The following is a 22,318-nucleotide window of genomic DNA, read 5'->3' on the forward strand; positions in this document are numbered from 1 at the left end:
ACGTAAAAACTATCCGAAGAGAGGAGTTCATATAAGAATGGGACAAGAGAAACATGTCTTTTCCATAGATTGGGCCGGCCGCAAGCTGACGGTAGAAACCGGCCAGCTTGCAAAACAAGCAAACGGAGCTGTCATGGTGCGTTATGGAGACACCGCTGTTCTCAGCACCGCAACGGCTTCAAAAGAACCTAAAACCGTAGATTTCTTCCCGTTAACCGTGAATTATGAAGAAAGACTTTACGCCGTCGGAAAGATTCCGGGCGGGTTTATTAAAAGAGAGGGCAGACCGAGCGAAAAAGCGATTCTCGCCAGCCGGTTAATCGACCGGCCGATTCGTCCGCTGTTCGCAGACGGCTTCCGGAATGAAGTTCAAGTCGTCAGCATCGTCATGAGTGTTGACCAGGATTGTTCGTCGGAAATGGCGGCAATGTTCGGATCGTCTCTTGCGCTGTCCGTATCGGACATCCCGTTTGAAGGGCCGATCGCCGGAGTGACGGTAGGCCGGGTTGACAACGAATTTATTATTAATCCGACACTTGAACAGCTTGAAAAAAGCGACATTCACCTCGTCGTAGCGGGAACGAAAGATGCGATCAACATGGTTGAAGCAGGAGCAGACGAAGTTCCGGAAGAGATCATGCTTGAAGCGATCATGTTCGGTCACGAGGAGATCAAGCGGCTTATTGCGTTCCAGGAGGAAATCGTCGCCGCTGTCGGGAAAGAAAAATCAGAAATCACCCTGTATGAGATCGATTCCGATCTGAAAGAAAAAGTGCGGGGAATGGCCGAATCAAACCTCTTAAAAGCGATCCAGGTTCATGAAAAGCACGCGCGCGAGGACGCGATCAGCGAAGTGAAAAACGAGGTATTGGCCAAGTTTGAAGAAGAGGAACACGATGAAGACACGCTGAAACAAGTGAAAGACATTTTGTCGCAGCTTGTTAAAAATGAAGTGCGCCGTCTGATCACGGAGGAAAAAGTTCGTCCTGACGGCCGGGCAGTCGATGAGATCCGCCCGCTTTCTTCAGAAGTCGGACTCCTTCCGAGAACACACGGTTCAGGCCTTTTCACACGGGGGCAGACGCAGGCGCTCAGCATTTGTACGCTCGGTGCGCTTGGCGATGTACAAATTTTGGACGGTCTCGGTGTCGAGGAATCAAAACGCTTTATGCACCATTACAACTTCCCGCAGTTCAGCGTCGGGGAAACAGGGCCGATGCGCGGACCGGGACGCCGCGAAATCGGGCACGGAGCCCTCGGGGAACGTGCGCTTGAGCCGATTGTTCCGTCTGAAAAAGACTTCCCGTACACCATCCGCCTCGTCTCTGAAGTGCTTGAATCAAACGGTTCAACTTCCCAGGCGAGCATTTGTGCAAGCACGCTTGCTATGATGGATGCAGGGGTGCCGATTAAAGCTCCGGTGGCCGGAATCGCAATGGGTCTTGTTAAATCAGGTGACAACTACACGGTCCTAACCGATATTCAAGGTATGGAAGACCATCTCGGAGATATGGACTTTAAAGTAGCGGGAACGTCCAAAGGCGTCACAGCTCTGCAAATGGATATTAAAATTGAAGGCCTATCAAGAGAGATTTTGGAAGAGGCTCTTCAGCAGGCGAAAAAAGGCAGAATGGAAATTCTTGAAAGCATGCTGAGCACATTGGCTGAATCAAGAAAAGAACTTTCTCCTTATGCGCCGAAAATCTTGACGATGTCGATCAATCCGGATAAAATCCGCGACGTCATCGGACCAAGCGGAAAACAAATCAATAAGATCATTGAAGATACAGGTGTTAAAATCGATATTGAACAAGACGGCACAATCTTCATCTCTTCCACCGATGAAAGCATGAACCAAAAAGCGAAGAAAATTATCGAAGACCTTGTCAGAGAAGTTGAGGTCGGACAGCTTTACTTAGGTAAAGTAAAGCGGATTGAAAAATTCGGAGCTTTCGTTGAACTGTTCAGCGGAAAAGACGGTTTGGTCCATATTTCAGAGCTTGCGCTCGAACGGGTAGGAAAAGTCGAAGATGTCGTCAAAATCGGCGACGAGCTCCTTGTTAAGGTTACCGAAATCGATAAACAAGGACGCGTTAACTTATCAAGAAAAGCTGTACTGCGTGAACAGAAGGAAAAAGAAGAACAAAAATCGTAAAAAACGGTGTTTTATCTTGCTTCTGTCTTCGTCTTCAAAGCAAAAGGAAGCCTGGGTAACCCGGCTTCTTTGTTTTAAGCCGTGAAAACGGTCCGGTTCTATCTTGTCCTTTTCTCACATATTTTGTGGGGAAGGGAGGAATACAATTGAAAAGAACGATTGTTCGTGTTTCCGTTTTTTTCTTTCTTTTGCTGATGTCCTATCAGATGATGAACCGTCCGTATTCACAACATTACATAGATGCGATGAAAAAAGATGCGGTCACGGTTGCCGCTCAGAAGGACGAATTGTACCAGGAGCTTTTGCAAAAAGCGCCTGAATATGAAGTAAAGGCCCAAAATGCGAAAATTGATCAAATATGGAAAGCGATTCCCGGCTACAACGGCTTAAAAGTAAACATCGAAAAATCGTACAAAAAAATGAAACGGGCCGGAGCATTTGATGAGAAGCTGCTCGTTTATGATCAAGTGAAACCTGATGTTCATTTAGAATCCTTAAAGCCTGAGCCGATCTACCGCGGACACCCGGATAAACCGATGGTATCGTTTATTATCAATGTCGCCTGGGGTAATGAATATTTGCAGGAGATGCTTCCCGTTTTAGAAAAGCATCGTGTCAAAGCCACCTTTTTTTTGGAGGGCAGATGGGTGAAACATCACTCCGAGCTCGCAAAAGCCATCCAAAACGGCGGACATGAAATCGGAAACCATTCATACAATCATCCGGATATGAGCAAACTGACGAGAGAACGTATTTCAGAACAGCTGCGGATGACAAATGAACAAATAGAGGAAACGCTCGGCGTCAAGCCGAAATGGTTCGCCCCGCCGAGCGGCAGCTTCCGCAAAGAGGTTGTGGATCAGGCTCACAAGATGGGGATGGGAACGATCATGTGGACAGTTGATACGATCGATTGGCAGAAACCGCAGCCGGCCGTCTTACAGCAACGGGTATTAAGCAAAGTACATAACGGCGCCATGATATTAATGCATCCGACAGATCCAACTGCAAAAAGTCTTGCCGTTTTGATACAGAACCTTCATGAAAAAGGCTATCAAATCGGAACTGTCTCACAGCTGATGAATGAAAAAAGGCTTGTTGAAGAATAGGATGTGCGGCCCGTTCTTTGAATAGGAGGAACAAATTTGATTAAACGGTATACTTGTCAAAATGGGGTAAGAATCGTATTCGAAAACAATCCCACTGTCCGGTCTGTGGCCATCGGAGTTTGGATTGGAACCGGATCAAGACATGAAACACCTGAAATTAACGGTATTTCGCACTTTCTTGAGCACATGTTTTTCAAAGGGACTAAAACGCGCACTGCAAGGGACATCGCAGAGTCTTTCGACAGAATCGGCGGACAGGTCAACGCGTTTACCTCAAAGGAATATACGTGCTATTACGCCAAAGTTCTCGATGAGCATGCAAGCTATGCTCTGGAAGTGCTTTCTGACATGTTCTTTCATTCATCATTTGACGAGGAAGAATTGAAAAAAGAAAAAAACGTCGTCTATGAAGAGATTAAAATGTATGAGGACACGCCTGACGACATCGTCCACGATCTCTTGAGCAAAGCGTCATTCGGCAGCCATTCCCTCGGTTATCCGATCCTCGGCACAGAGGAGACGCTTGCTGAATTTGACGGAGATTCGCTCAGAAAATATATGGACGAATATTACACGCCTGACCGCGTCGTCATTTCGATAGCCGGAAATGTGCCGGAAGCTTTTATAAAAGAAGCTGAAAAGCACTTTGGCTCATATGAAGCCAAAGGCAAAAGAACCGGCATGACAAAACCGGATTTTCATCATGAGAAAATGACGCGCAAAAAAGAAACCGAACAGGCTCACCTCTGTCTCGGCTTTAACGGGCTGGAAGCAGGTCACCCGGAAATCTACGATTTGATCGTTCTCAATAATATTTTGGGAGGGAGCATGAGCAGCCGCCTCTTTCAGGATGTCCGGGAAGATAAAGGTCTTGCATATTCCGTGTTCAGCTACCACACTTCCTATGAAGACAGCGGCATGATGACGATCTACGCCGGAACCGGCGCAAATCAGCTTCAGCTTCTGTCAGAAACGATTCATGAAACACTGCGTGTGCTGAAAAGCGACGGAATTACACCGAAAGAGCTTGAAAACAGCAAAGAGCAAATGAAAGGCAGCCTGATGCTCAGTCTCGAAAGCACAAACAGCAAAATGAGCCGCAACGGCAAAAATGAGCTTTTGCTCGGCAAACACCGGACGCTTGATGAAATCATCGAAAAGTTGAATGCCGTCAGCCTTGAGCGTGTGAACAATCTTGCCAACCGGATTTTCACCGATGATTACTCGTCTGCATTGATCAGCCCGTCGGGTGAGCTGCCGAAATAATACCTCGTTAAAACATGCTTGTCTTTTTAGGCAGGCATGTTTTTTGTTATCGGTTCATACATCATAACAAAAGGGGGTTTTTTCATGAGGCTGAGTGAGCTTTCGGGAAAAGAAATCGTCGATGTTAAGCGGGCTGAACGGCTTGGCGTACTGGGGCAGACGGATCTTGAGATCAATGAGCAGGACGGACAGATTACCGCTCTTATTATCCCTTCTGTAAAATGGTTCGGACTTGGCAGAAAACAGGGGAATGACATCAAGGTGCCCTGGTCGCAAATTCAAAAAATCGGATCGGATATGATCATTTTGGATGTGCCGGAAAGCAGCGTGACAAAAGAAGAATAAGCAAGCCTAGAACACCCGCCCGTCCCTTGGGGCGGGCTTTTTGTTTTTCTGGATTTCAATTCACCGCTATTTCCTTTTTGTCATATGATGAAATTAGCTTATGAATTAGATCCTTGTCAAAAAAGAAGGTGAATGTTAGAGCCATGTTAACCGGATTAACGATTGCAATCATCGGCGGCGATGCAAGGCAGCTCGAGATCATCCGCAAGCTGACGGAACAGGATGCAAAGGTCTTTTTAATCGGTTTTGACCAGCTTGATCACGGGTTTACCGGAGCTACAAAACTAAAGCTGAACGAACTCGACTTTGGCACAATAGACAGCATTATTCTGCCTGTATCAGGCACATCGATGGAAGGAACGGTTGCGACTGTTTTTTCCAATGAAAAAGTGGTGTTAAAACAGGAACATTTAGAAAAAACTCCGCCTCACTGTGCGATTTATTCAGGGATTTCAAACCAGTATTTAGACGGCATGGCCAAAGGGGCAAACCGCCGTCTTGTCAAGCTCTTTGAAAGAGACGATATTGCGATTTACAACTCGATACCTACAGTCGAAGGTGCCATTATGATGGCCATACAGCATACAGACTTTACGATTCACGGCTCGAATGTGATGGTTCTCGGGCTCGGGCGGACGGGAATGAGCATCAGCCGGTCGTTCTCGGCGCTCGGAGCACGCGTAAAAGTCGGAGCGCGCGACTCCGCCCACCTCGCCAGAATCTTGGAGATGGGCCTCACTCCTTTCCACACAAACGAACTTGCAGAGCATGTTGAAAATATCGACATTTGCATCAATACCATTCCAAGCCTGATTCTCGATAAACACGTCCTCTCACGAATGACACCCAGAACATTAATTCTCGATTTAGCAACCCGTCCCGGAGGCACCGATTTTGATTTTGCTGAAAAGCAAGGCATTAAAGCGCTGCTTGCTCCGGGACTCCCCGGGATCGTCGCGCCTAAAACGGCGGGACAGATTATTGCCAATGTTTTGTGCAACCTTTTGTCTGAATTAACAACCGACCGAAAGGGGCTGTCATAATGTCGATCAAAGGAAAAAGAATCGGATTTGGTCTGACGGGTTCACATTGCACGTATGATGCTGTATTTCCGCAAATCGAAGCGCTGATCAACAATGGAGCTGAAGTGAGACCGGTCGTCACACATACTGTCAAATCGACGGACACACGCTTTGGAGAAGGAGAAGAATGGGTCAGGAGAATAGAGGAACTGACTGGATTTAAAGTCATTGATTCCATTCCGAAAGCGGAGCCTCTCGGACCGAAAACTCCGCTGGACTGCATGGTTGTTGCGCCACTGACGGGAAATTCGATGAGCAAGCTCGCAAACGCCCAGACGGACAGTCCGGTTCTCATGGCGGCCAAGGCGACGATGAGAAACTCCCGTCCCGTTGTCCTCGGTATTTCAACGAATGATGCGCTCGGCTTGAACGGCGTCAACTTAATGAGGCTGATGGCGGCAAAAAACGTTTACTTTATTCCGTTCGGCCAGGATGATCCTTATAAAAAGCCGAATTCGCTCGTCGCCAAAATGGATCTTTTAGTGCCGGCGGTCGAAGAAGCGCTCTCCCATAAACAAATGCAGCCTATCCTGGTCCACAGTGATCAATAAATCTTTTGAAAATAAAGTTGTAACAAAAAATATCAATCACCACGGCACACATCTATGTTAAAATAAAATGTAAAATGCATAGTCAACCAATCGTTTACGACGATTAAGGTGGAAGGAGTTTTACAATTGGGCAGAGGATTACATGTAGCAGTAGTTGGTGCGACAGGCGCTGTAGGACAGCAAATGTTAAAAACACTAGAAGACAGGAATTTTGAACTGGATAAACTGACTTTATTATCCTCAAAACGTTCAGCAGGTACGAAGCAGACTTTCAAAGGCGAAGAGTACACTGTAGAAGAAGCTCGTCCAGAGAGCTTTGAAGGCGTCAACATCGCGCTTTTCAGCGCTGGGGGAAGCGTTTCGCAGGCGCTTGCTCACGAGGCTGTCAAACGCGGGGCGATCGTTATTGATAATACGAGCGCGTTCCGAATGGACCAAAACACTCCGCTCGTCGTACCTGAGGTCAATGAGGCAGATTTGCACAAGCACAACGGCATTATTGCAAATCCGAACTGTTCAACAATCCAGATGGTTGTTGCGCTCGAACCGATCCGCAAGGCTTTCGGTTTAAACAAAATCATCGTGTCGACTTATCAGGCGGTGTCGGGAGCCGGAAACGAAGCGGTAAAAGAGCTCTACGGGCAAACCGAAGCCATTTTGAACGACAAACCGTTCGAGCCTGAGATCATGCCGGTGAAGAGTGATGAAAAACACTACCAAATCGCATTTAACGCTATTCCTCAAATCGATAAATTTCAGGAAAACGGCTTTACGTTTGAGGAAATGAAAATGATAAATGAAACGAAAAAAATCATGCACATGCCTGAGCTTCAAGTTTCAGCCACATGTGTCAGACTGCCGGTTGCAACAGGGCATTCAGAATCCGTCTACATCGAAACAGACCGTAATGATGTGACAGCAGAAGATATTAAAAATCTGTTAAAAGAAGCTCCAGGCGTCGTTCTGCAGGATGATCCGGCTGAACAGGTCTATCCGATGCCTGCAGATGCAGTAGGAAAAAGAGACGTGTTTGTCGGCCGGGTGAGAAAAGACCTTGACCGCCCGAACGGTTTCCATCTGTGGATCGTTTCCGACAACCTGCTGAAAGGCGCAGCATGGAATTCCGTACAAATCGCAGAAAGCCTAAAAGCTTTAAATTTAGTTTAAGATTTCTAACGGGATGTGAGAAGAGAGTGAGGCAAAAATGAAAGCCTGCTCTCTTCTGTTACGTCCGAAATCAACTTGGAGTGAAATAAAGTGAAAATCATCGTTCAAAAATTCGGCGGAACGTCTGTAAAAGATGACCGCGGCAGAAAGCTTGCCTTAAGCCATATTCAGGAAGCGGTCAATGAAGGATACAAAGCGGTTGTCGTCGTATCGGCCATGGGCCGGAAAGGCGATCCGTATGCGACTGATTCATTGCTTGATCTGCTTTACGGCGGACAGGATACGATTACCGAGCGCGAGCAGGATATGCTTTTATCATGCGGAGAAACGATTTCCTCTGTTGTGTTCGCCAGCATGCTTTTGGAAAACGGGATTAAAGCAGCTGCTTTAACCGGTGCGCAAGCGGGCTTTTTAACGGACAACAACCATACGAATGCAAAGATTCTCGAAATGAAGCCGGAGCGGCTTGTCAGCATGCTGGCCGACCATGATGCGGTTGTCGTCGCAGGCTTCCAAGGCGCGACTGCAAAAGGGGACATTACAACGATCGGCCGCGGCGGAAGCGATACATCGGCCGCTGCGCTCGGCGCGGCGCTGGACGCGGAATTTATCGATATTTATACAGATGTCGAAGGCGTCATGACCGCTGATCCGCGCATCGTTGAAAAAGCGAAGCCGCTGCCTGTGATTACCTATACGGAAATCTGTAATTTAGCCTATCAGGGGGCCAAGGTGATCCACCCGAGAGCCGTTGAAATCGCAATGCAGGCGAAAGTGCCGATCCGCGTGCGTTCAACCTATTCAAACGAGACGGGCACGCTCGTCACAAGCCATCACAACTCAAAAGCCGGAAGCGACGTTTTTGAGCGGCTTATCACTGGCATCGCCCATGTGAAAGACGTGACACAGTTTAAAGTCCCGGCAAAAGAAGGACAATATAACGTACAGACTGAAGTGTTTAAAGCGATGGCGAATGCCGGCATCAGCGTCGATTTCTTCAATATTACACCAAGTGAAATTGTCTACACGGTGGCTGGAAACATGACCGACCGCGCCTCTGGCATCCTGAAAGAATTGGGCTATGAACCGGCCGTGACAAGAAATTGCGCGAAAGTGTCAGCAGTTGGCGCGGGAATTATGGGCGTTCCGGGCGTTACCTCAAAAATCGTTACCGCTTTATCAGAAAAAGGCATTCCGATCTTGCAGTCTGCTGACAGCCATACGACGATATGGGTGCTCGTGCACGAGAAAAATATGGCGACGGCCGTGAATGCGTTGCATGAAGTGTTTGAACTGTCAAAATAAATATGATTGAATCATGATGAGGTGAAAAAAATGAATTTCGGAAATATCGCAACCGCAATGGTTACGCCCTTTGACAAAAATGAAAATATCGATTTTCAAAAACTGTCAAAGCTGATCGATTATTTAATAAACAATGGGACGGATTCCCTGGTGGTTGCCGGAACAACCGGAGAATCGCCGACGCTTTCCGAAGAAGAAAAGGTAGCGCTCATTCAATATTCCGTCAAGGAAGCGGCAGGCCGCGTCCCGATCATCGCCGGCACGGGAAGCAACAACACGAAAGCGTCGATCAAGCTGACGAAAAAAGCTGAAGAAGCCGGCGCTGACGCCGTCATGCTCGTCACTCCGTACTACAACAAGCCTTCTCAGGAAGGCATGTACCGCCATTTCAGAGCGATTGCGGAGGAAACGTCACTGCCTGTCATGCTTTATAATGTACCGGGAAGAACGGCTGCTTCGCTCGCACCGGAAACGACGATCCGCCTTGCGGAGATCCCGAATATCATTGCGATTAAAGAAGCGAGCGGCGACTTAGATGCGATTACAAAAATCGTAGCTGAAACCCCTGAGGACTTTGCCGTTTATTCAGGAGATGACAGCCTGACACTGCCGGCCTTGTCCGTAGGAGCGAGAGGAATCGTTTCCGTTGCATCACATATCATCGGACCGGAAATGCAGGAAATGATCAAACATTATACAGAGGGGAACACGGCTCAGGCTGCTTTGATCCACCAAAAGCTGCTTCCGCTGATGAAAGGGCTTTTTGCCGCACCGAATCCGTCTCCATTAAAGACGGCTCTTCAGCTGAAGGGTCTTGATGTCGGGTCCGTCCGGCTCCCTTTGATTCCGCTAAATGAAGATGAACGACTCCGTTTAAGCAGCCTGATGAACGGCCTGTAAAAAACAATACGGACGAAAACGGTCATTCTCTTTTGGAGGGGATGACCGTTTGTCATATACATAATGGTTCTTGTTTTCTAAATTTAGATTCAGGTATAATAGGGACAAGTGATGATGGACGGGTACTTAGATTAGGAGGATTACAATTTGAAAAAAAATACAGAAAATATTAGAATCATCGCCTTAGGAGGCGTCGGAGAGATCGGAAAAAACCTTTATGTCATTGAAATCGATTCTGACATATTCGTGGTTGACGCCGGTCTCATGCATCCAGAAAATGAAATGCTGGGTATCGATGTGGTCATTCCTGACATTTCATATTTAATTGAACGATCTGACCGCGTAAAGGCGATTTTTCTCACACACGGGCATGAGGAAAACATCGGCGGCGTATTTTACTGCCTGAACAAACTTTCTGTGCCTGTTTACGGAACGAAGCTGACGCTCGCCCTTTTAAAGGAAACGCTGAAGCAGTACGGTGTAAACAAAAAGCCCGATTTAAGAGAAATTCATTCAAAATCTGTTATTACATTTGAATCGACAAAGGTGTCATTCTTTAAAACAAATCACAGCATTCCGGATTCCGTCGGTGTCAGCTTTAAAACATCCCTCGGGTCCATCGTGTGCACTGGCGATTTTAAATTTGACCAGACACCTGTTTTAAACCAGACAAGCGACATCGGCGAAATTGCCAAAATCGGCAACAGCGGTGTGCTGTGCCTGCTTTCCGACAGTGCCAATGCTGAGAAACCGGGCTATACGCCTTCAGAAGCAGTCGTCGGCGGAGAGATATCCGATGTAATGTACAATGCCGAAAACCGCGTCATTATTGCCGTGTTCGCGTCTAACTTTAACCGGATTCAGCAGGTCATTGATGCTGCGCTCCAAAACGGCAGGAAGCTTGCGGTTTCAGGAAAAAATATTTCGACGATACTCCAGCTGGCGATGAAGCTCGGGTATGTCACGGCAGATGAAGATCTGTTCATCCCTGTCCAGGAAGTTAAAAAGTATCCGAAAAGAGAAGTCGCGATTTTGACAGGGGACAACCATGGAGAGCCGCTCGCCGCATTGACCAGGATCGCAAAACAAGGGCATAAGCAGCTCGACATTGAGAAAGGGGATACCGTCCTGATCGCATCCTCCCCTATTCCGGGTCAGGAGCTTGTCTACTCCAAAGCGGTCGACCTCTTAACAAGAGCGGGCGCGCAGGTCGTTTTCGCCCAAAAACGCGTCCATGTATCAGGCCATGGCTGTCAGGAAGAACTGAAGCTGATGCTCAACCTGCTGAAGCCGAAGTATTTAATCCCCGTAAACGGTGAATACAGAATGCAAAAAGCGCATTCCAAGCTTGCCGAAGAAATCGGTATGAAACGGAGCGACATTTTCCTGATTGAAAAAGGAGACGTCGTGGAATTCCGCGGACAAAACGTGAAAATCGGCGATAAAGTGCATTCAGGCAATATTTTGATCGATGGACTCGGTGTCGGCGACATCGGCAATATCGTGCTCAGAGACCGCCGTCTTCTGTCCCAGGACGGAATCTTAATCGTTGTGATTACCCTTGATAAAAAGAAAAAACATCTTGTATCAGGACCCGAAATTATCACGAGAGGTTTTGTCTATGTCAGAGAATCTGAACAGCTGATCGTTGAAGCGACGGAACTTGTCAGGGAACTCGTCAACGAAAGCACAGAAAACGCCGTCGTCGAATGGTCCGCCTTAAAACAGGCGATGCGTGACGCACTAAACCAGTTCCTATACGAAAAAACGAAACGAAAACCAATGATCATTCCAATCATCATGGAAGTATAAAACCAAGAGATTTCTCTTGGTTTTTTTTCATGCCTTTTGCGTTGAATGAAAAAAACGCCATTGTCCATAATACAAAAGAAACTCGAGAAAGAGGTGAGCCAGATGGACTCAAACCGGATACAAAACGGGGACAGCCAGGGGGAGCAGCCGGCTAAGCCGGACGCAAAAGACAGTCTCGTCAACAAAATCCAGCAGCTCGGCGAAACGACACTCCCGCAAATGGGTCAGGATACCAACATTCACTGTCTGACCATTATCGGGCAAATTGAAGGTCACGTACAGCTTCCTCCCCAAAATAAAACAACAAAATATGAACACGTGATTCCCCAGATCGTTGCAGTAGAGCAGAATCCTAAAATCGAAGGGCTGCTCATCATCTTAAACACGGTCGGAGGAGACGTTGAAGCGGGTCTCGCGATTGCGGAAATGCTGGCGTCTCTGTCAAAGCCGACGGTCTCTATCGTGCTGGGCGGCGGACATTCAATCGGAGTTCCAATTGCGGTGTCCTGCGACCACAGCTATATCGCTGAAACAGCGACGATGACGATCCATCCGGTCAGACTGACAGGGCTTGTCATCGGTGTGCCGCAGACATTTGAGTATCTCGATAAAATGCAGGAAAGGGTCATCAATTTCGTGACAAGTCATTCGAACATATCGGAAGACAAATTTAAAGAACTGATGTTTTCAAAAGGCAATTTGACCCGCGATATCGGGACGAATGTCGTAGGAAACGATGCCGTGAAATACGGATTAATCGATGAAACCGGCGGAGTCGGACAGGCGATTCAAAAGCTGAATGAATTAATCGAACAAAACAAAGGCGCCCAGGAAGGGATGATCCAATGATTCTGTATACAACAATGCCGCAGGAAATCGTGTTCGCAGGGCAGGCGGAAAACTCGAACTTAAAACAGATCGATGTCAACGGCGTGCCCCTTTTAGTCGAAATGAACGGAGAGGAAGCAAGAGTCGTCCAAGTTCTCAGCACGAACCCGATGGATTTTTTAAAACAAGAAACAGCACCTGGGCAGACGCTTAAACTGACATTTTATAAATAGCTGAAGTGTCGCAAGGATAAATATGCTATAATAGGGGAATCCAGAGGAAAATCGCAGCCGAAAAAAGGCTGCTTTCTCTTTGTTTTTACATTTTTTAACACGCAGTAAGGTGATGGAACATGGCAAAAAGAAAACGAAAATCAACAAAGAAACAAAAACAAGGAAAAAAACGGATTCATCTTAAATTTGAATTGTACGGATTAATCTGTATCGCCATCTCGATTATTGCGATTTTGCAGCTTGGCGTAGCAGGACAAACGTTCATTTACATGTTCCGCTTTTTCGCCGGTGAATGGTTCATCCTTTGCTTTCTCGGCCTTTTTTTAACGGGTGTGTCTTTATTTTGGAAGAAGAAAACACCCAGTTTTTTAACAAGGAGAAAAGCGGGCCTTTACTGCATCATCGCAAGCATGCTGCTTCTTTCCCATGTCCAGCTGTTTCAGCATTTGACCGAAAGGGGAATCGTTCAGTCTCCGAGCGTAATCCAAAATACGTGGGAGCTGTTTCTGATGGATGTAAAAGGCGAGACAGGATCACCTGATCTTGGAGGCGGAATGATTGGAGCGGTTTTATTTGCGGCGTCATACTTTCTGTTTGCATCTGCAGGGTCTAAAATCATCGCCGTCTTCCTGATCTTGATCGGCCTTCTTTTGATTACGGACCGTTCGTTGCAGGAGACGCTGATCAAATGGATGACCCCGGTCGCCTCCTTCATTAAAAACCAGTGGCAGGCCTTTTTAGCAGACATTAAACAATTGAAAAGCAGCTCGCCCAAAAAGAAATCAGGAAAAAAACAAAAGGCGCAGAGAAAACCGAAAGTGTCTGAAGAGCCTGTACAAGAAGCGGAGCTTGATCCAGATCCGGTGATTCAGTCAGAACCGATTATTTCAAGCTTTTCCGACCGTGATGAAAAACCCGAAGTTCAAGCGTACGAAGCTCAGGCGCCTGCCCCTGCCGAGCATTCTCCTGAGCCTGAAGCCGGTGAGGACATGCAGGCTACAGGCGCGCCCGAGATCACGTTCACAGAGCTTGAAAACAAGGATTATCAGCTTCCGTCGATTCAATTGCTGGATGAGCCGAAGCACACAGGGCAGCAGGCGGATAAAAAGAATATTTACGACAATGCCAGGAAGCTGGAAAAGACGTTTCAAAGCTTTGGAGTTAAGGCGAAAGTCACCCAGGTTCATCTCGGCCCGGCCGTAACGAAATATGAAGTCTATCCTGATGTGGGCGTCAAAGTCAGCAAAATTGTCAATTTAAGTGATGACTTGGCTCTTGCGCTCGCGGCCAAAGATATCCGCATCGAAGCCCCGATTCCCGGAAAATCGGCGATTGGAATCGAAGTCCCGAATGCGGAAGTCGCGATGGTTTCCTTGAAAGAAGTGCTCGAATCGAAACTGAATGACCGGCCGGATGCAAAGCTGATGATAGGACTCGGCCGGAACATTTCCGGAGAAGCTGTATTGGCAGAGCTGAACAAAATGCCCCATCTTCTTGTTGCAGGAGCGACAGGAAGCGGGAAAAGCGTCTGTGTCAACGGGATTATTACAAGCATTTTGATGAGGGCAAAGCCCCACGAAGTGAAGATGATGATGATCGACCCGAAAATGGTCGAGCTCAACGTCTACAACGGGATTCCGCATTTGCTCGCGCCCGTCGTGACAGATCCGAAAAAAGCATCGCAGGCTTTGAAGAAAGTCGTCAACGAAATGGAGCGGCGCTACGAATTGTTTTCTCACACGGGAACGAGAAATATCGAAGGGTATAACGACTATATTAAACGGATGAATGCCGCAGAAGAAGCAAAGCAGCCGGAGCTGCCATACATCATTGTGATCGTGGACGAGCTTGCCGACCTGATGATGGTCGCTTCCTCTGATGTGGAAGACTCGATCACAAGGCTTTCGCAAATGGCAAGGGCGGCGGGAATCCATCTGATCATCGCGACGCAGCGGCCTTCGGTCGATGTCATTACAGGGGTTATTAAAGCCAATATTCCGTCAAGGATCGCTTTCAGCGTATCGTCGCAGACAGACTCCAGAACGATTCTTGATATGGGAGGCGCTGAAAAACTTCTCGGCAGAGGGGACATGCTGTTCCTGCCTGTCGGCGCCAACAAACCGCTCCGCGTCCAAGGGGCCTTCCTGTCAGATGAAGAAGTTGAAAAAGTTGTCGATCACGTCATCACCCAGCAAAAAGCCCAATACCAAGAAGAAATGATTCCAGAAGAGACGCAGGAAACGGTCAGCGAAGTGACAGACGATCTTTACGACGAAGCGGTTGCGCTTGTCGTCAGCATGCAGACGGCGTCCGTGTCCATGCTGCAAAGGAGATTCCGCATCGGCTACACAAGAGCGGCGCGGCTTATCGATGCCATGGAAGAGCGGGGAATCGTCGGCCCTTATGAAGGTTCAAAGCCCCGTGAAGTCCTCTTGTCAAAAGAGCAATATGAAGAACTCTCTTCTTAAGAAGAGAGTTCTTGTTTTACATAATTTCATTATGTAAACTGGAAAACGTCTATTTATTTATTTGACAAAACATGATATAGTTATCCTCAATTAAAGGTAATTTGAATCTGATCTGTCAGACGGAGGGAAAACATGTCGATAAAAGCTGACAATCAACGGTTATGTTTAAAAGTGATTGATCGGATAAAAGATGATATTCAAAATGGGGTCTTTTGCGAGAATGAACGGCTCCCGTCTGAGTTTGAGCTGTCAAAGATGCTTGGTGTGAGCAGAACGGCTTTGCGTGAAGCGCTTAGAATGCTGGAAGAAGAAAACGTCATCATCAGAAGGCACGGGGTCGGATGCTTTGTAAATGCCAGACCGTTATTTCTATCTGGTATTGAGCAGCTGAACAGCGTCACAAAAATGATCGAGCAGGCAAGCATGACGCCGGGAACCATTTTTATGTCTTCACAGGTTACCGCTCCTACCGAAGAAGATATGCTCCGGTTTCAATATGCGGAAGAAACCGAGATCTTTTTGCTTGAGCGGGTGAGAACGGCAAATGGAATGCCTGTTGTCTACTGTCTTGATAAAATACCTGTGGATATCCTCCCGGAAGGCTTTTCACACGAGCAGGAATCGATGTTTGAATGGCTTGAGGACAAATCCGGCGCCGTGATCAGCTATGCTGTTGCCGATATTGTGCCGATCGGGTATCACGACACCATTTCTCAAATTCTCGAATGCGATCCTGAAACATCTTTGCTGCTGCTCAAACAGACTCATTATGACCAAAACGATAAGCCCGTTTTATATTCTTTAAACTATTTTCGGGCCGATAAATTCAGATTTCACGTCGTCAGAAAACGTTTTTGATATACGGGCGCTCGATTAGGAGCGGCTGTTTTTTTTTTGCCCATTAGCGCCCATACATAAATAAGCCCGCAACACGGAACAATAACAGATGGAAATACTGATGAATTGGGTGAAAAAAAGTTGAGCAGAAAAAAAGACATGAAAAGCATTGTTGCGCTGTCTTCGGTCCCGCTTGTGATGACGCTAGGCAATTCGATGTTGATTCCGGTTTTGCCGATGATCGAAAAAAAATTAAACATTTCTTCGTTCCAAGTGTCGCTGATCATCACGGTTTACTCTATCGTGGCGATTTTATGCATCCCGATTACCGGCTATATGTCAGACCGGTTCGGAAGAAAAAAGATCATGCTCCCATGTCTTGTAATCGCGGGAGCTGGAGGAGCTTTGGCAGGTTTGGCTTCAACTTTTTTCGAAGATCCGTTTGCGATGATTTTAGCCGGGCGCGTCCTTCAAGGTATCGGATCAGCCGGCGCAGCGCCGATCGTCATGCCGTTTATCGGCGATCTTTTTCAAAATGATGAAGAAATCAGCGCGGGACTCGGAGATATAGAGACGGCCAATACTGCCGGTAAAGTATTAAGCCCGATATTAGGGGCTTTTTTAGCATCTTGGGTTTGGTACATGCCATTTTGGTTTATTCCGGTCGTGTCTCTTGCCAGCTTTTTTCTCGTCTTGTTCTTTGTTCCCAAACCGAAGGACAAAGATGATGAAAAGCAAACATTAAAAAACTTCGCAAAAAACGTAAAGGAGATATTTAAACGGGAAGGACGATGGCTTGTTTCCATTTTTGTCATCGGCGGGATCATTATGTTTCTTTTATTCGGAGTTCTCTTCTACCTGTCGGATACATTGGAGAAGCAGCATCAAATTGACGGGATTGCAAAAGGAGCGCTTCTCAGCATTCCGCTGCTTTTCCTTTCCGTCAGCTCCTACCTTGCCGGAAAGCTGATCGGAAACGACAAAATCAGAATGAAGGCCTGCGTACTGACCGGCATGGTCCTGCTGTCTCTGTCGTTTGCCGGTTTGTGGTGGAACCACAGCTTTTACCCGCTGTTTTTATTTATGTCCATCGGCGGCATCGGGATCGGAATTGCACTCCCTTCTTTGGATGCGCTGATTACCGAGGGAATTGAAAAAGAAGAACGCGGCACGATATCTTCGTTTTACAACAGTATGCGGTTTATCGGGGTTGCGCTCGGACCGCCGGTTTTCGCCTATATGATGACAAATGCGGATTGGCTGATATTCATCGTATCGCTTTTGTGCGGTTTAGCCGCCTTAGCGCTTGTGCTGTTTAATATCGACCCGAAAGAAGACGAAAGTGAAGCGGCAAAGACGGTGTAAATCTGCACCGTCTTTTTCATAAGGTTTTTAGTTTCCTTAAATCTCCTCCAGTTGATATAATTACAACCATACAGTCCAAGCGCATATGCTGAAATGTGGTCATAATACATAATATAAACAAGGACGAAGGAGGTTCTATATGACATACCTTAACGAAATAAAAAGAAAGCACCGCGGATTGACAAGCCACATCGTCAAAACGGAAAAATTCAAAACCGTCTCGATTATTTTTAAAATGCTTGCTCCTTTAACAAAGGAAGATGTGACAGAGAGGGCGCTTTTTCCGCATGTGCTTTTGCGGGGAACGGGCACCCGCCCCAAAACTTCAGAACTCAGAATGTATCTTGATGAACTTTACGGCACTTCCGTATCATGCGATCTCTCCAAAAAAGGGGAAATGCATGTTATTACATTCAGGCTCGATATCGCAAACGAAAAATTTTTAAAGGATCAGACACCGCTTCTGGAAAAAGGGCTCGAGCTTTTGTCAGAGATCATTTTTTCGCCGGCGCTTGAAGACGGAGCTTTTCTGCCGCTGTACGTGTCTCAGGAAAAACGCACACTAAAGCAAAGAATACAGGCGGTATATAACGACAAAATGCGTTATTCAAATTTGAGGCTGATTCAGGTGATGTGCAAAGATGAGCCATACGCGCTTCACGTCAACGGAGAGCTTGATGATGTGGACGGCATCACGCCTCAAAGCCTGTATGAAGCTTATCAAAAAGCGGTCACAGAAGACCAGCTCGACATTTACGTCGTTGGGGATGTGGATGAACAGCAGGTGGATTCGTACATTTCCAAATACTTCGAAGTAAACGAGCGGGAGCTGAGACCCGTTCCCAAGCTTGAGCAAATCCGCGCAAAGGAGCCTCAGGAAGTCGTCGAGGATGCGGATGTCAAGCAAGGCAAGCTGAACATGGGATTTCGGACGGGAACGCATTTTACGGATGATGATTATCCGGCGCTTCAGCTGTTTAACGGTTTGTTTGGCGGATTTTCACATTCAAAGCTGTTTATTAATGTCAGGGAAAAGGCCAGCCTTGCGTATTATGCGGCTTCCAGAATCGAAAGCTTTAAAGGGCTGATGATGGTGATGTCGGGGATTGAAGTCGGCAATTATCAAAAAGCCGTCGACATCATCAAGGAGCAGTTCCAGGAAATGAAAAAAGGCAGCTTTACAGAAGAAGCGATCGACCAGACGAAAGCGGTCATTAAAAACCAGATTCTTGAAACGCTTGATACACCGTACGGCTTAGTCGAATTTATTTATCAGCAGGCTGCCGCCCAAACCGAATTTTCTCTTGAAGACTGGCTTGGACGAATCGACAACGTCAGAAAAGCCGAGATTATCGAAGTCGGGAAGAAAATCGATTTGGATACAACGTACTTTCTCAAAGGGACGGAGGGAGCATCTTGACGAAAACGATCGAATTTAAACAGCTGAAGGAATCATTATATTACGAAAAAATGCCTGGCGGCCTCGATGTCTATGTTCTTCCGAAAGAAGGATTTAACAAGACATATGCGGTCTTTACAACAAAATACGGATCGATTGACAATCAATTTGTCCCGCTCGGAAAAGAAGAAATGGTCCGTGTGCCTGACGGAATCGCACACTTTTTGGAGCATAAGCTCTTCGAAAAAGAAGACGGCGATGTTTTTCAGCAATTCAGCAGGCAGGGAGCTTCGGCAAATGCGTTTACCTCCTTTACCAGAACGGCCTACCTGTTTTCGAGCACGTCCAACGTGGAAGAAAACTTGGAAACGCTCGTCGATTTTGTGCAGGACCCTTACTTTACGGAAAAAACGGTTGAGAAGGAAAAAGGCATCATCGGGCAGGAAATCAACATGTATGACGACAACCCAGACTGGCGTCTGTTTTTCGGCTTGATCGAAAACATGTACCAGGAGCATCCTGTCCGGATTGATATCGCAGGCACGATCGAAAGCATCTCGCATATTACAAAAGACCTTTTGTACGAATGCTATGAGACGTTCTATCACCCGAGCAATATGCTGCTGTTTGTCGTTGGTCCGGTCGATCCCGAAGCGATCATCCGCCAGGTCCGCGAAAATCAGCAGAAAAAGCCGTATACAGACCAGCCTGAAATCGTTCGCAAAGAAGTTGAAGAGCCTGGAGCCGTATTCAAAAAAGAACAGGAAATTAAAATGAATGTTCAAAGCTCAAAGTGCCTCGTCGGTTTAAAAAGCGCTCATCCGATGAATACGGGAGAAGCCCTGCTGAAGCATGAGCTGACCATCAACCTCATTCTCGAGTGCCTGTTCGGCAAAAGCTCCAGCGATTATGAAAGAATTTATGAAAAAGGATATATCGATGAGACATTCAGCTATGACTATACTGAAGAACACGGATTTGGTTTCGTTTCTGTCGGCGGCGATACGCCTGAGCCCGACAAGCTTGCCGAGGAGCTGAAACAAGTGCTGTTCAAGGCGAAAGAAACGATCACAGCCGAAAAGCTGGAGCTGGCTAGAAAGAAAAAAATCGGCAATTTCTTAAAATCGATGAATTCGCCTGAGTATATCGCCAACCAGTTTACACGGTACGCTTTTCTGGAGACGAGTCTGTTTGATATCGTCACTGTACTCGAATCGATTACGCTTGAGGACGTTCACCGCGTCATCCAGGAAGAAATCGAAGAAGACAGAATCACCGTCTGCAAAGTCGTTCCAAAATCATAAAGCAAGGTCTGAAAGTTCAGCGTGTCAGGAGATTTTCCGATGCACGCTGAACCTTTCTTCTTTTGAACGGAAAGGTGGAAACATAGTATGACAAAACTCGCTCTTATCACCGGTGCAAGCGGCGGAATCGGGCAAAGCATCAGCGAAAAGCTGGCGCAAAACGGGTATGATCTTCTCCTCCATTACCATACAAATGAGCAGGCAGCCGCAGCACTTGCAGAAAGGCTGTCACATACATACGGCATTCACGCCGAAATCATTCACGGCGACCTAGCCGACCCCGGCGGCGCAAAAGCCGTTTCCGCTTCCATCGGCGGGCGGGCGCTTGACGGCATCGTCTTAAACAGCGGTCAAAGCTTTCGCGGGCTTGTGACAGACATGACTGATGAGGCTGTGCAGGACATGGTGCAGCTCCATGTCTCAAGCCCGTTTCTGTTGACGAGGAATCTGCTGCCGGCGATGATCAGGAAAAAATCCGGCGCAATTGTAGCTGTCAGCTCCATTTGGGGTGAAACAGGGGCGTCGTGCGAAGTTTTATACAGCATGACAAAAGGCGCGCAAAATGTGTTTGTCAAAGCCCTCGCAAAAGAGCTTGCGCCAAGCGGCATCAGAGTCAACGCCGTTTCTCCGGGCGCTGTGAAAACAAGGATGATGGGCTCGTTTTCAAAAGAGGAAGAAGAGATGATCGCCGATGAGATTCCGATGGGAAGGCTCGCCGAAGCCGAAGAGGTTGCGGACGCCGTGCTGTTTCTGCTCTCGGCTAAGGCATCTTATATCACGGGTCAAATTTTGTCAGTTAATGGCGGCTGGCATTGTTAAAAACATGTATAGTTTGCGGTCCCCCAGAGAATAATAAGGCTGTAACTTCAAGAGAATGGAGGGGCCTGATATGTCCGTACTGGATAATTGGGATCAGTGGAAAAACTTTTTGGGCGACCGTTTGAACTATGCCCAAGAAAGAGGAATGTCAAACGAAACCATCTCAGATCTCGCATATGAGATCGGCGATTATTTGGCCGGTGAGGTTGATTCAAAAAACCATCAAGAACGAGTGCTCGCGGACCTTTGGAGCGTGGCTTCCGAAGAAGAGCAGCGCGCCATTGCGAATGTGATGGTTAAGCTTGTTGAAAACAACGGCTCGCATTAAGGAGAGAGTGTGTTCACTCTCTCTTTTTTATAGGCGCGGCTTTGTCAGCGGCACCGCTTTTGTTGTTTGCTTTCCGCCCCGATAGGGTAAACATCATCCAGGCGCCGTTACAGCGGGTTTTTCCCGATTATGGGAAACGGACGTTTTTCTTATTTAATCACAACATTCTGCTTTCTAATTGAGACAAAATGCTTTATGATAAAGGAAGGTAAATTTTTGCCACGATGATGGGTAGGGAGGTTATCATTTGGCAAAGCTCGAATGGTACTTAGAATATGAAATACAAGTCAACCGTCCCGGACTTCTGGGAGATATATCCTCTTTATTGGGGATGCTTTCAATTAATATTGTGACCATTAACGGCGTCGATACTCAAAGAAGAGGCCTCTTGTTAAAATGCCGTCATATAGATCAGATTAAGCGACTGGAATCGATTCTGAACACGATGGATACGATTAAAGTGACGAAGCTCCGCGAGCCGAAGCTTCGTGACCGTCTCGCTGTAAGGCACGGCCGCTATATCCAGCGGGATGCAGACGATAAAAAAACGTTCCGGTTTGAACGCGACGAGCTTGGCTTGCTTGTCGATTTTATGGCTGAGCTGTTTAAAAAAGACGGGCACAAGCTGATCGGGATCAGGGGAATGCCCCGCGTCGGCAAGACGGAATCAATTGTCGCTTCAAGTGTCTGTGCAAGCAAAAGGTGGCTTTTTGTTTCTTCGACACTGCTGAAGCAAACGATCAGAAGCCAGCTGATTGCCGATGAGTACAGTCCGGAGAATGTTTTCATTTTGGACGGCATTGTGTCGACGAGAAGAGGATCTGAACGCCATTTGCAGCTCGTCAGTGAGATCATGCGGCTGCCTGCGACCAAAGTTGTCGAGCATCCGGACATTTTCGTGCAAAATACGGAATATACGATGGACGATTTTGATTACATCATCGAATTGCGTAACAGCCCCGATGAGGTGATTACATATGAACATGCTGAAGAACCGCAGATGTTTGACCATTCAGGTTTTTCCGGCTTTGATTTTTAAAATGGA

20 protein-coding genes are annotated in these 22,318 nt (G+C 47.1%); all 20 read left to right on the forward strand.

Going from position 1 to position 22,318, the window contains the following annotated elements; genetic code table 11:
- Positions 1 to 37: 37 nt before the first annotated feature.
- Positions 38 to 2,155 carry a polyribonucleotide nucleotidyltransferase gene (pnp, locus tag MKZ04_RS04490; protein ID WP_020451436.1) on the forward strand — a complete coding sequence of 706 codons (2,118 nt, stop codon included), beginning with the start codon at positions 38 to 40 and terminating at the stop codon, positions 2,153 to 2,155.
- 146 nt (positions 2,156 to 2,301) lie between these two features.
- Positions 2,302 to 3,264 carry a polysaccharide deacetylase family protein gene (locus tag MKZ04_RS04495; protein ID WP_026579722.1) on the forward strand — a complete coding sequence of 321 codons (963 nt, stop codon included), beginning with the start codon at positions 2,302 to 2,304 and terminating at the stop codon, positions 3,262 to 3,264.
- 36 nt (positions 3,265 to 3,300) lie between these two features.
- Complete coding sequence (locus MKZ04_RS04500) at positions 3,301 to 4,530, forward strand: M16 family metallopeptidase (protein WP_025811414.1); 1,230 nt, start codon at positions 3,301 to 3,303, stop codon at positions 4,528 to 4,530.
- Between the two features lie 84 nt (positions 4,531 to 4,614).
- The gene (locus tag MKZ04_RS04505; protein WP_003181887.1) at positions 4,615 to 4,875 is read left to right on the forward strand and encodes a YlmC/YmxH family sporulation protein; all 261 of its coding nucleotides are present in this window, start codon (positions 4,615 to 4,617) and stop codon (positions 4,873 to 4,875) included.
- 143 nt (positions 4,876 to 5,018) lie between these two features.
- Positions 5,019 to 5,918: a dipicolinic acid synthetase subunit A gene (gene dpaA / locus MKZ04_RS04510; RefSeq protein ID WP_020451439.1), complete on the forward strand. Its 900-nt coding sequence runs from the start codon at positions 5,019 to 5,021 to the stop codon at positions 5,916 to 5,918.
- Positions 5,915 to 6,508 (forward strand): dipicolinate synthase subunit B, encoded by a 594-nt coding sequence (gene dpaB / locus MKZ04_RS04515; RefSeq protein ID WP_025811418.1) that lies wholly within the window; start codon positions 5,915 to 5,917, stop codon positions 6,506 to 6,508. The genes dpaA and dpaB overlap by 4 nt, the downstream gene beginning before the upstream one ends.
- Positions 6,509 to 6,634: 126 nt before the next feature.
- Entirely contained in the window at positions 6,635 to 7,675 is a 1,041-nt protein-coding gene (gene asd, locus MKZ04_RS04520; RefSeq protein ID WP_035338749.1) for an aspartate-semialdehyde dehydrogenase, read from the forward strand.
- Positions 7,676 to 7,765: 90 nt separating this feature from the next.
- Complete coding sequence (gene dapG / locus MKZ04_RS04525) at positions 7,766 to 8,980, forward strand: aspartate kinase (protein WP_020451442.1); 1,215 nt, start codon at positions 7,766 to 7,768, stop codon at positions 8,978 to 8,980.
- 30 nt (positions 8,981 to 9,010) lie between these two features.
- Positions 9,011 to 9,880, forward strand: coding sequence for a 4-hydroxy-tetrahydrodipicolinate synthase (gene dapA, locus MKZ04_RS04530; RefSeq protein WP_020451443.1), 870 nt, complete (start codon positions 9,011 to 9,013; stop codon positions 9,878 to 9,880).
- Between the two features lie 147 nt (positions 9,881 to 10,027).
- Positions 10,028 to 11,692, forward strand: a complete 1,665-nt coding sequence (gene rnjB, locus MKZ04_RS04535) for a ribonuclease J2 (protein ID WP_020451444.1) — start codon at positions 10,028 to 10,030, stop codon at positions 11,690 to 11,692.
- Positions 11,693 to 11,794: 102 nt separating this feature from the next.
- Positions 11,795 to 12,541, forward strand: coding sequence for a ClpP family protease (locus MKZ04_RS04540; RefSeq protein WP_020451445.1), 747 nt, complete (start codon positions 11,795 to 11,797; stop codon positions 12,539 to 12,541).
- Positions 12,538 to 12,753: a YlzJ-like family protein gene (locus tag MKZ04_RS04545; protein WP_003181904.1), complete on the forward strand. Its 216-nt coding sequence runs from the start codon at positions 12,538 to 12,540 to the stop codon at positions 12,751 to 12,753. The genes MKZ04_RS04540 and MKZ04_RS04545 overlap by 4 nt, the downstream gene beginning before the upstream one ends.
- A gap of 119 nt (positions 12,754 to 12,872) precedes the next feature.
- Complete coding sequence (locus MKZ04_RS04550) at positions 12,873 to 15,221, forward strand: DNA translocase FtsK (RefSeq protein ID WP_146873749.1); 2,349 nt, start codon at positions 12,873 to 12,875, stop codon at positions 15,219 to 15,221.
- Between the two features lie 132 nt (positions 15,222 to 15,353).
- Positions 15,354 to 16,079 (forward strand): GntR family transcriptional regulator, encoded by a 726-nt coding sequence (locus MKZ04_RS04555; RefSeq protein ID WP_020451447.1) that lies wholly within the window; start codon positions 15,354 to 15,356, stop codon positions 16,077 to 16,079.
- A 138-nt stretch (positions 16,080 to 16,217) separates the two neighbouring features.
- On the forward strand, positions 16,218 to 17,423 hold the full coding sequence (locus tag MKZ04_RS04560) for an MFS transporter (RefSeq protein WP_149208610.1): 1,206 nt from the start codon (positions 16,218 to 16,220) through the stop codon (positions 17,421 to 17,423).
- Positions 17,424 to 17,562: 139 nt separating this feature from the next.
- On the forward strand, positions 17,563 to 18,843 hold the full coding sequence (gene yfmF, locus MKZ04_RS04565; RefSeq protein WP_020451449.1) for an EF-P 5-aminopentanol modification-associated protein YfmF: 1,281 nt from the start codon (positions 17,563 to 17,565) through the stop codon (positions 18,841 to 18,843).
- Entirely contained in the window at positions 18,840 to 20,126 is a 1,287-nt protein-coding gene (gene yfmH, locus MKZ04_RS04570; RefSeq protein WP_020451450.1) for an EF-P 5-aminopentanol modification-associated protein YfmH, read from the forward strand. Before yfmF ends, yfmH begins: the two co-directional genes overlap by 4 nt.
- Before the next feature lie 87 nt (positions 20,127 to 20,213).
- Entirely contained in the window at positions 20,214 to 20,945 is a 732-nt protein-coding gene (ymfI, locus tag MKZ04_RS04575) for an elongation factor P 5-aminopentanone reductase (RefSeq protein ID WP_341045386.1), read from the forward strand.
- A 70-nt stretch (positions 20,946 to 21,015) separates the two neighbouring features.
- Positions 21,016 to 21,273, forward strand: a complete 258-nt coding sequence (locus tag MKZ04_RS04580; RefSeq protein ID WP_020451452.1) for a DUF3243 domain-containing protein — start codon at positions 21,016 to 21,018, stop codon at positions 21,271 to 21,273.
- A gap of 247 nt (positions 21,274 to 21,520) precedes the next feature.
- Complete coding sequence (locus MKZ04_RS04585; RefSeq protein ID WP_003181917.1) at positions 21,521 to 22,312, forward strand: YmfK family protein; 792 nt, start codon at positions 21,521 to 21,523, stop codon at positions 22,310 to 22,312.
- Positions 22,313 to 22,318 lie beyond the last annotated feature (6 nt).

The sequence above is a fragment of the Bacillus sp. FSL W7-1354 genome (assembly GCF_038002405.1).
In the GTDB taxonomy this organism is placed as follows: domain Bacteria; phylum Bacillota; class Bacilli; order Bacillales; family Bacillaceae; genus Bacillus; species Bacillus paralicheniformis.

Coding starts and splice junctions, on each gene's coding strand:
- pnp (WP_020451436.1), top strand. CDS start 38: ATGGGACAAGAGAAACATGTCTTTTCCATAGATTGGGCCGGCCGCAAG.
- MKZ04_RS04505 (WP_003181887.1), top strand. CDS start 4,615: ATGAGGCTGAGTGAGCTTTCGGGAAAAGAAATCGTCGATGTTAAGCGG.
- dpaA (WP_020451439.1), top strand. CDS start 5,019: ATGTTAACCGGATTAACGATTGCAATCATCGGCGGCGATGCAAGGCAG.
- dapA (WP_020451443.1), top strand. CDS start 9,011: ATGAATTTCGGAAATATCGCAACCGCAATGGTTACGCCCTTTGACAAA.
- MKZ04_RS04540 (WP_020451445.1), top strand. CDS start 11,795: ATGGACTCAAACCGGATACAAAACGGGGACAGCCAGGGGGAGCAGCCG.
- MKZ04_RS04545 (WP_003181904.1), top strand. CDS start 12,538: ATGATTCTGTATACAACAATGCCGCAGGAAATCGTGTTCGCAGGGCAG.
- MKZ04_RS04550 (WP_146873749.1), top strand. CDS start 12,873: ATGGCAAAAAGAAAACGAAAATCAACAAAGAAACAAAAACAAGGAAAA.
- MKZ04_RS04555 (WP_020451447.1), top strand. CDS start 15,354: ATGTCGATAAAAGCTGACAATCAACGGTTATGTTTAAAAGTGATTGAT.
- MKZ04_RS04560 (WP_149208610.1), top strand. CDS start 16,218: ATGAAAAGCATTGTTGCGCTGTCTTCGGTCCCGCTTGTGATGACGCTA.
- yfmF (WP_020451449.1), top strand. CDS start 17,563: ATGACATACCTTAACGAAATAAAAAGAAAGCACCGCGGATTGACAAGC.
- ymfI (WP_341045386.1), top strand. CDS start 20,214: ATGACAAAACTCGCTCTTATCACCGGTGCAAGCGGCGGAATCGGGCAA.
- MKZ04_RS04580 (WP_020451452.1), top strand. CDS start 21,016: ATGTCCGTACTGGATAATTGGGATCAGTGGAAAAACTTTTTGGGCGAC.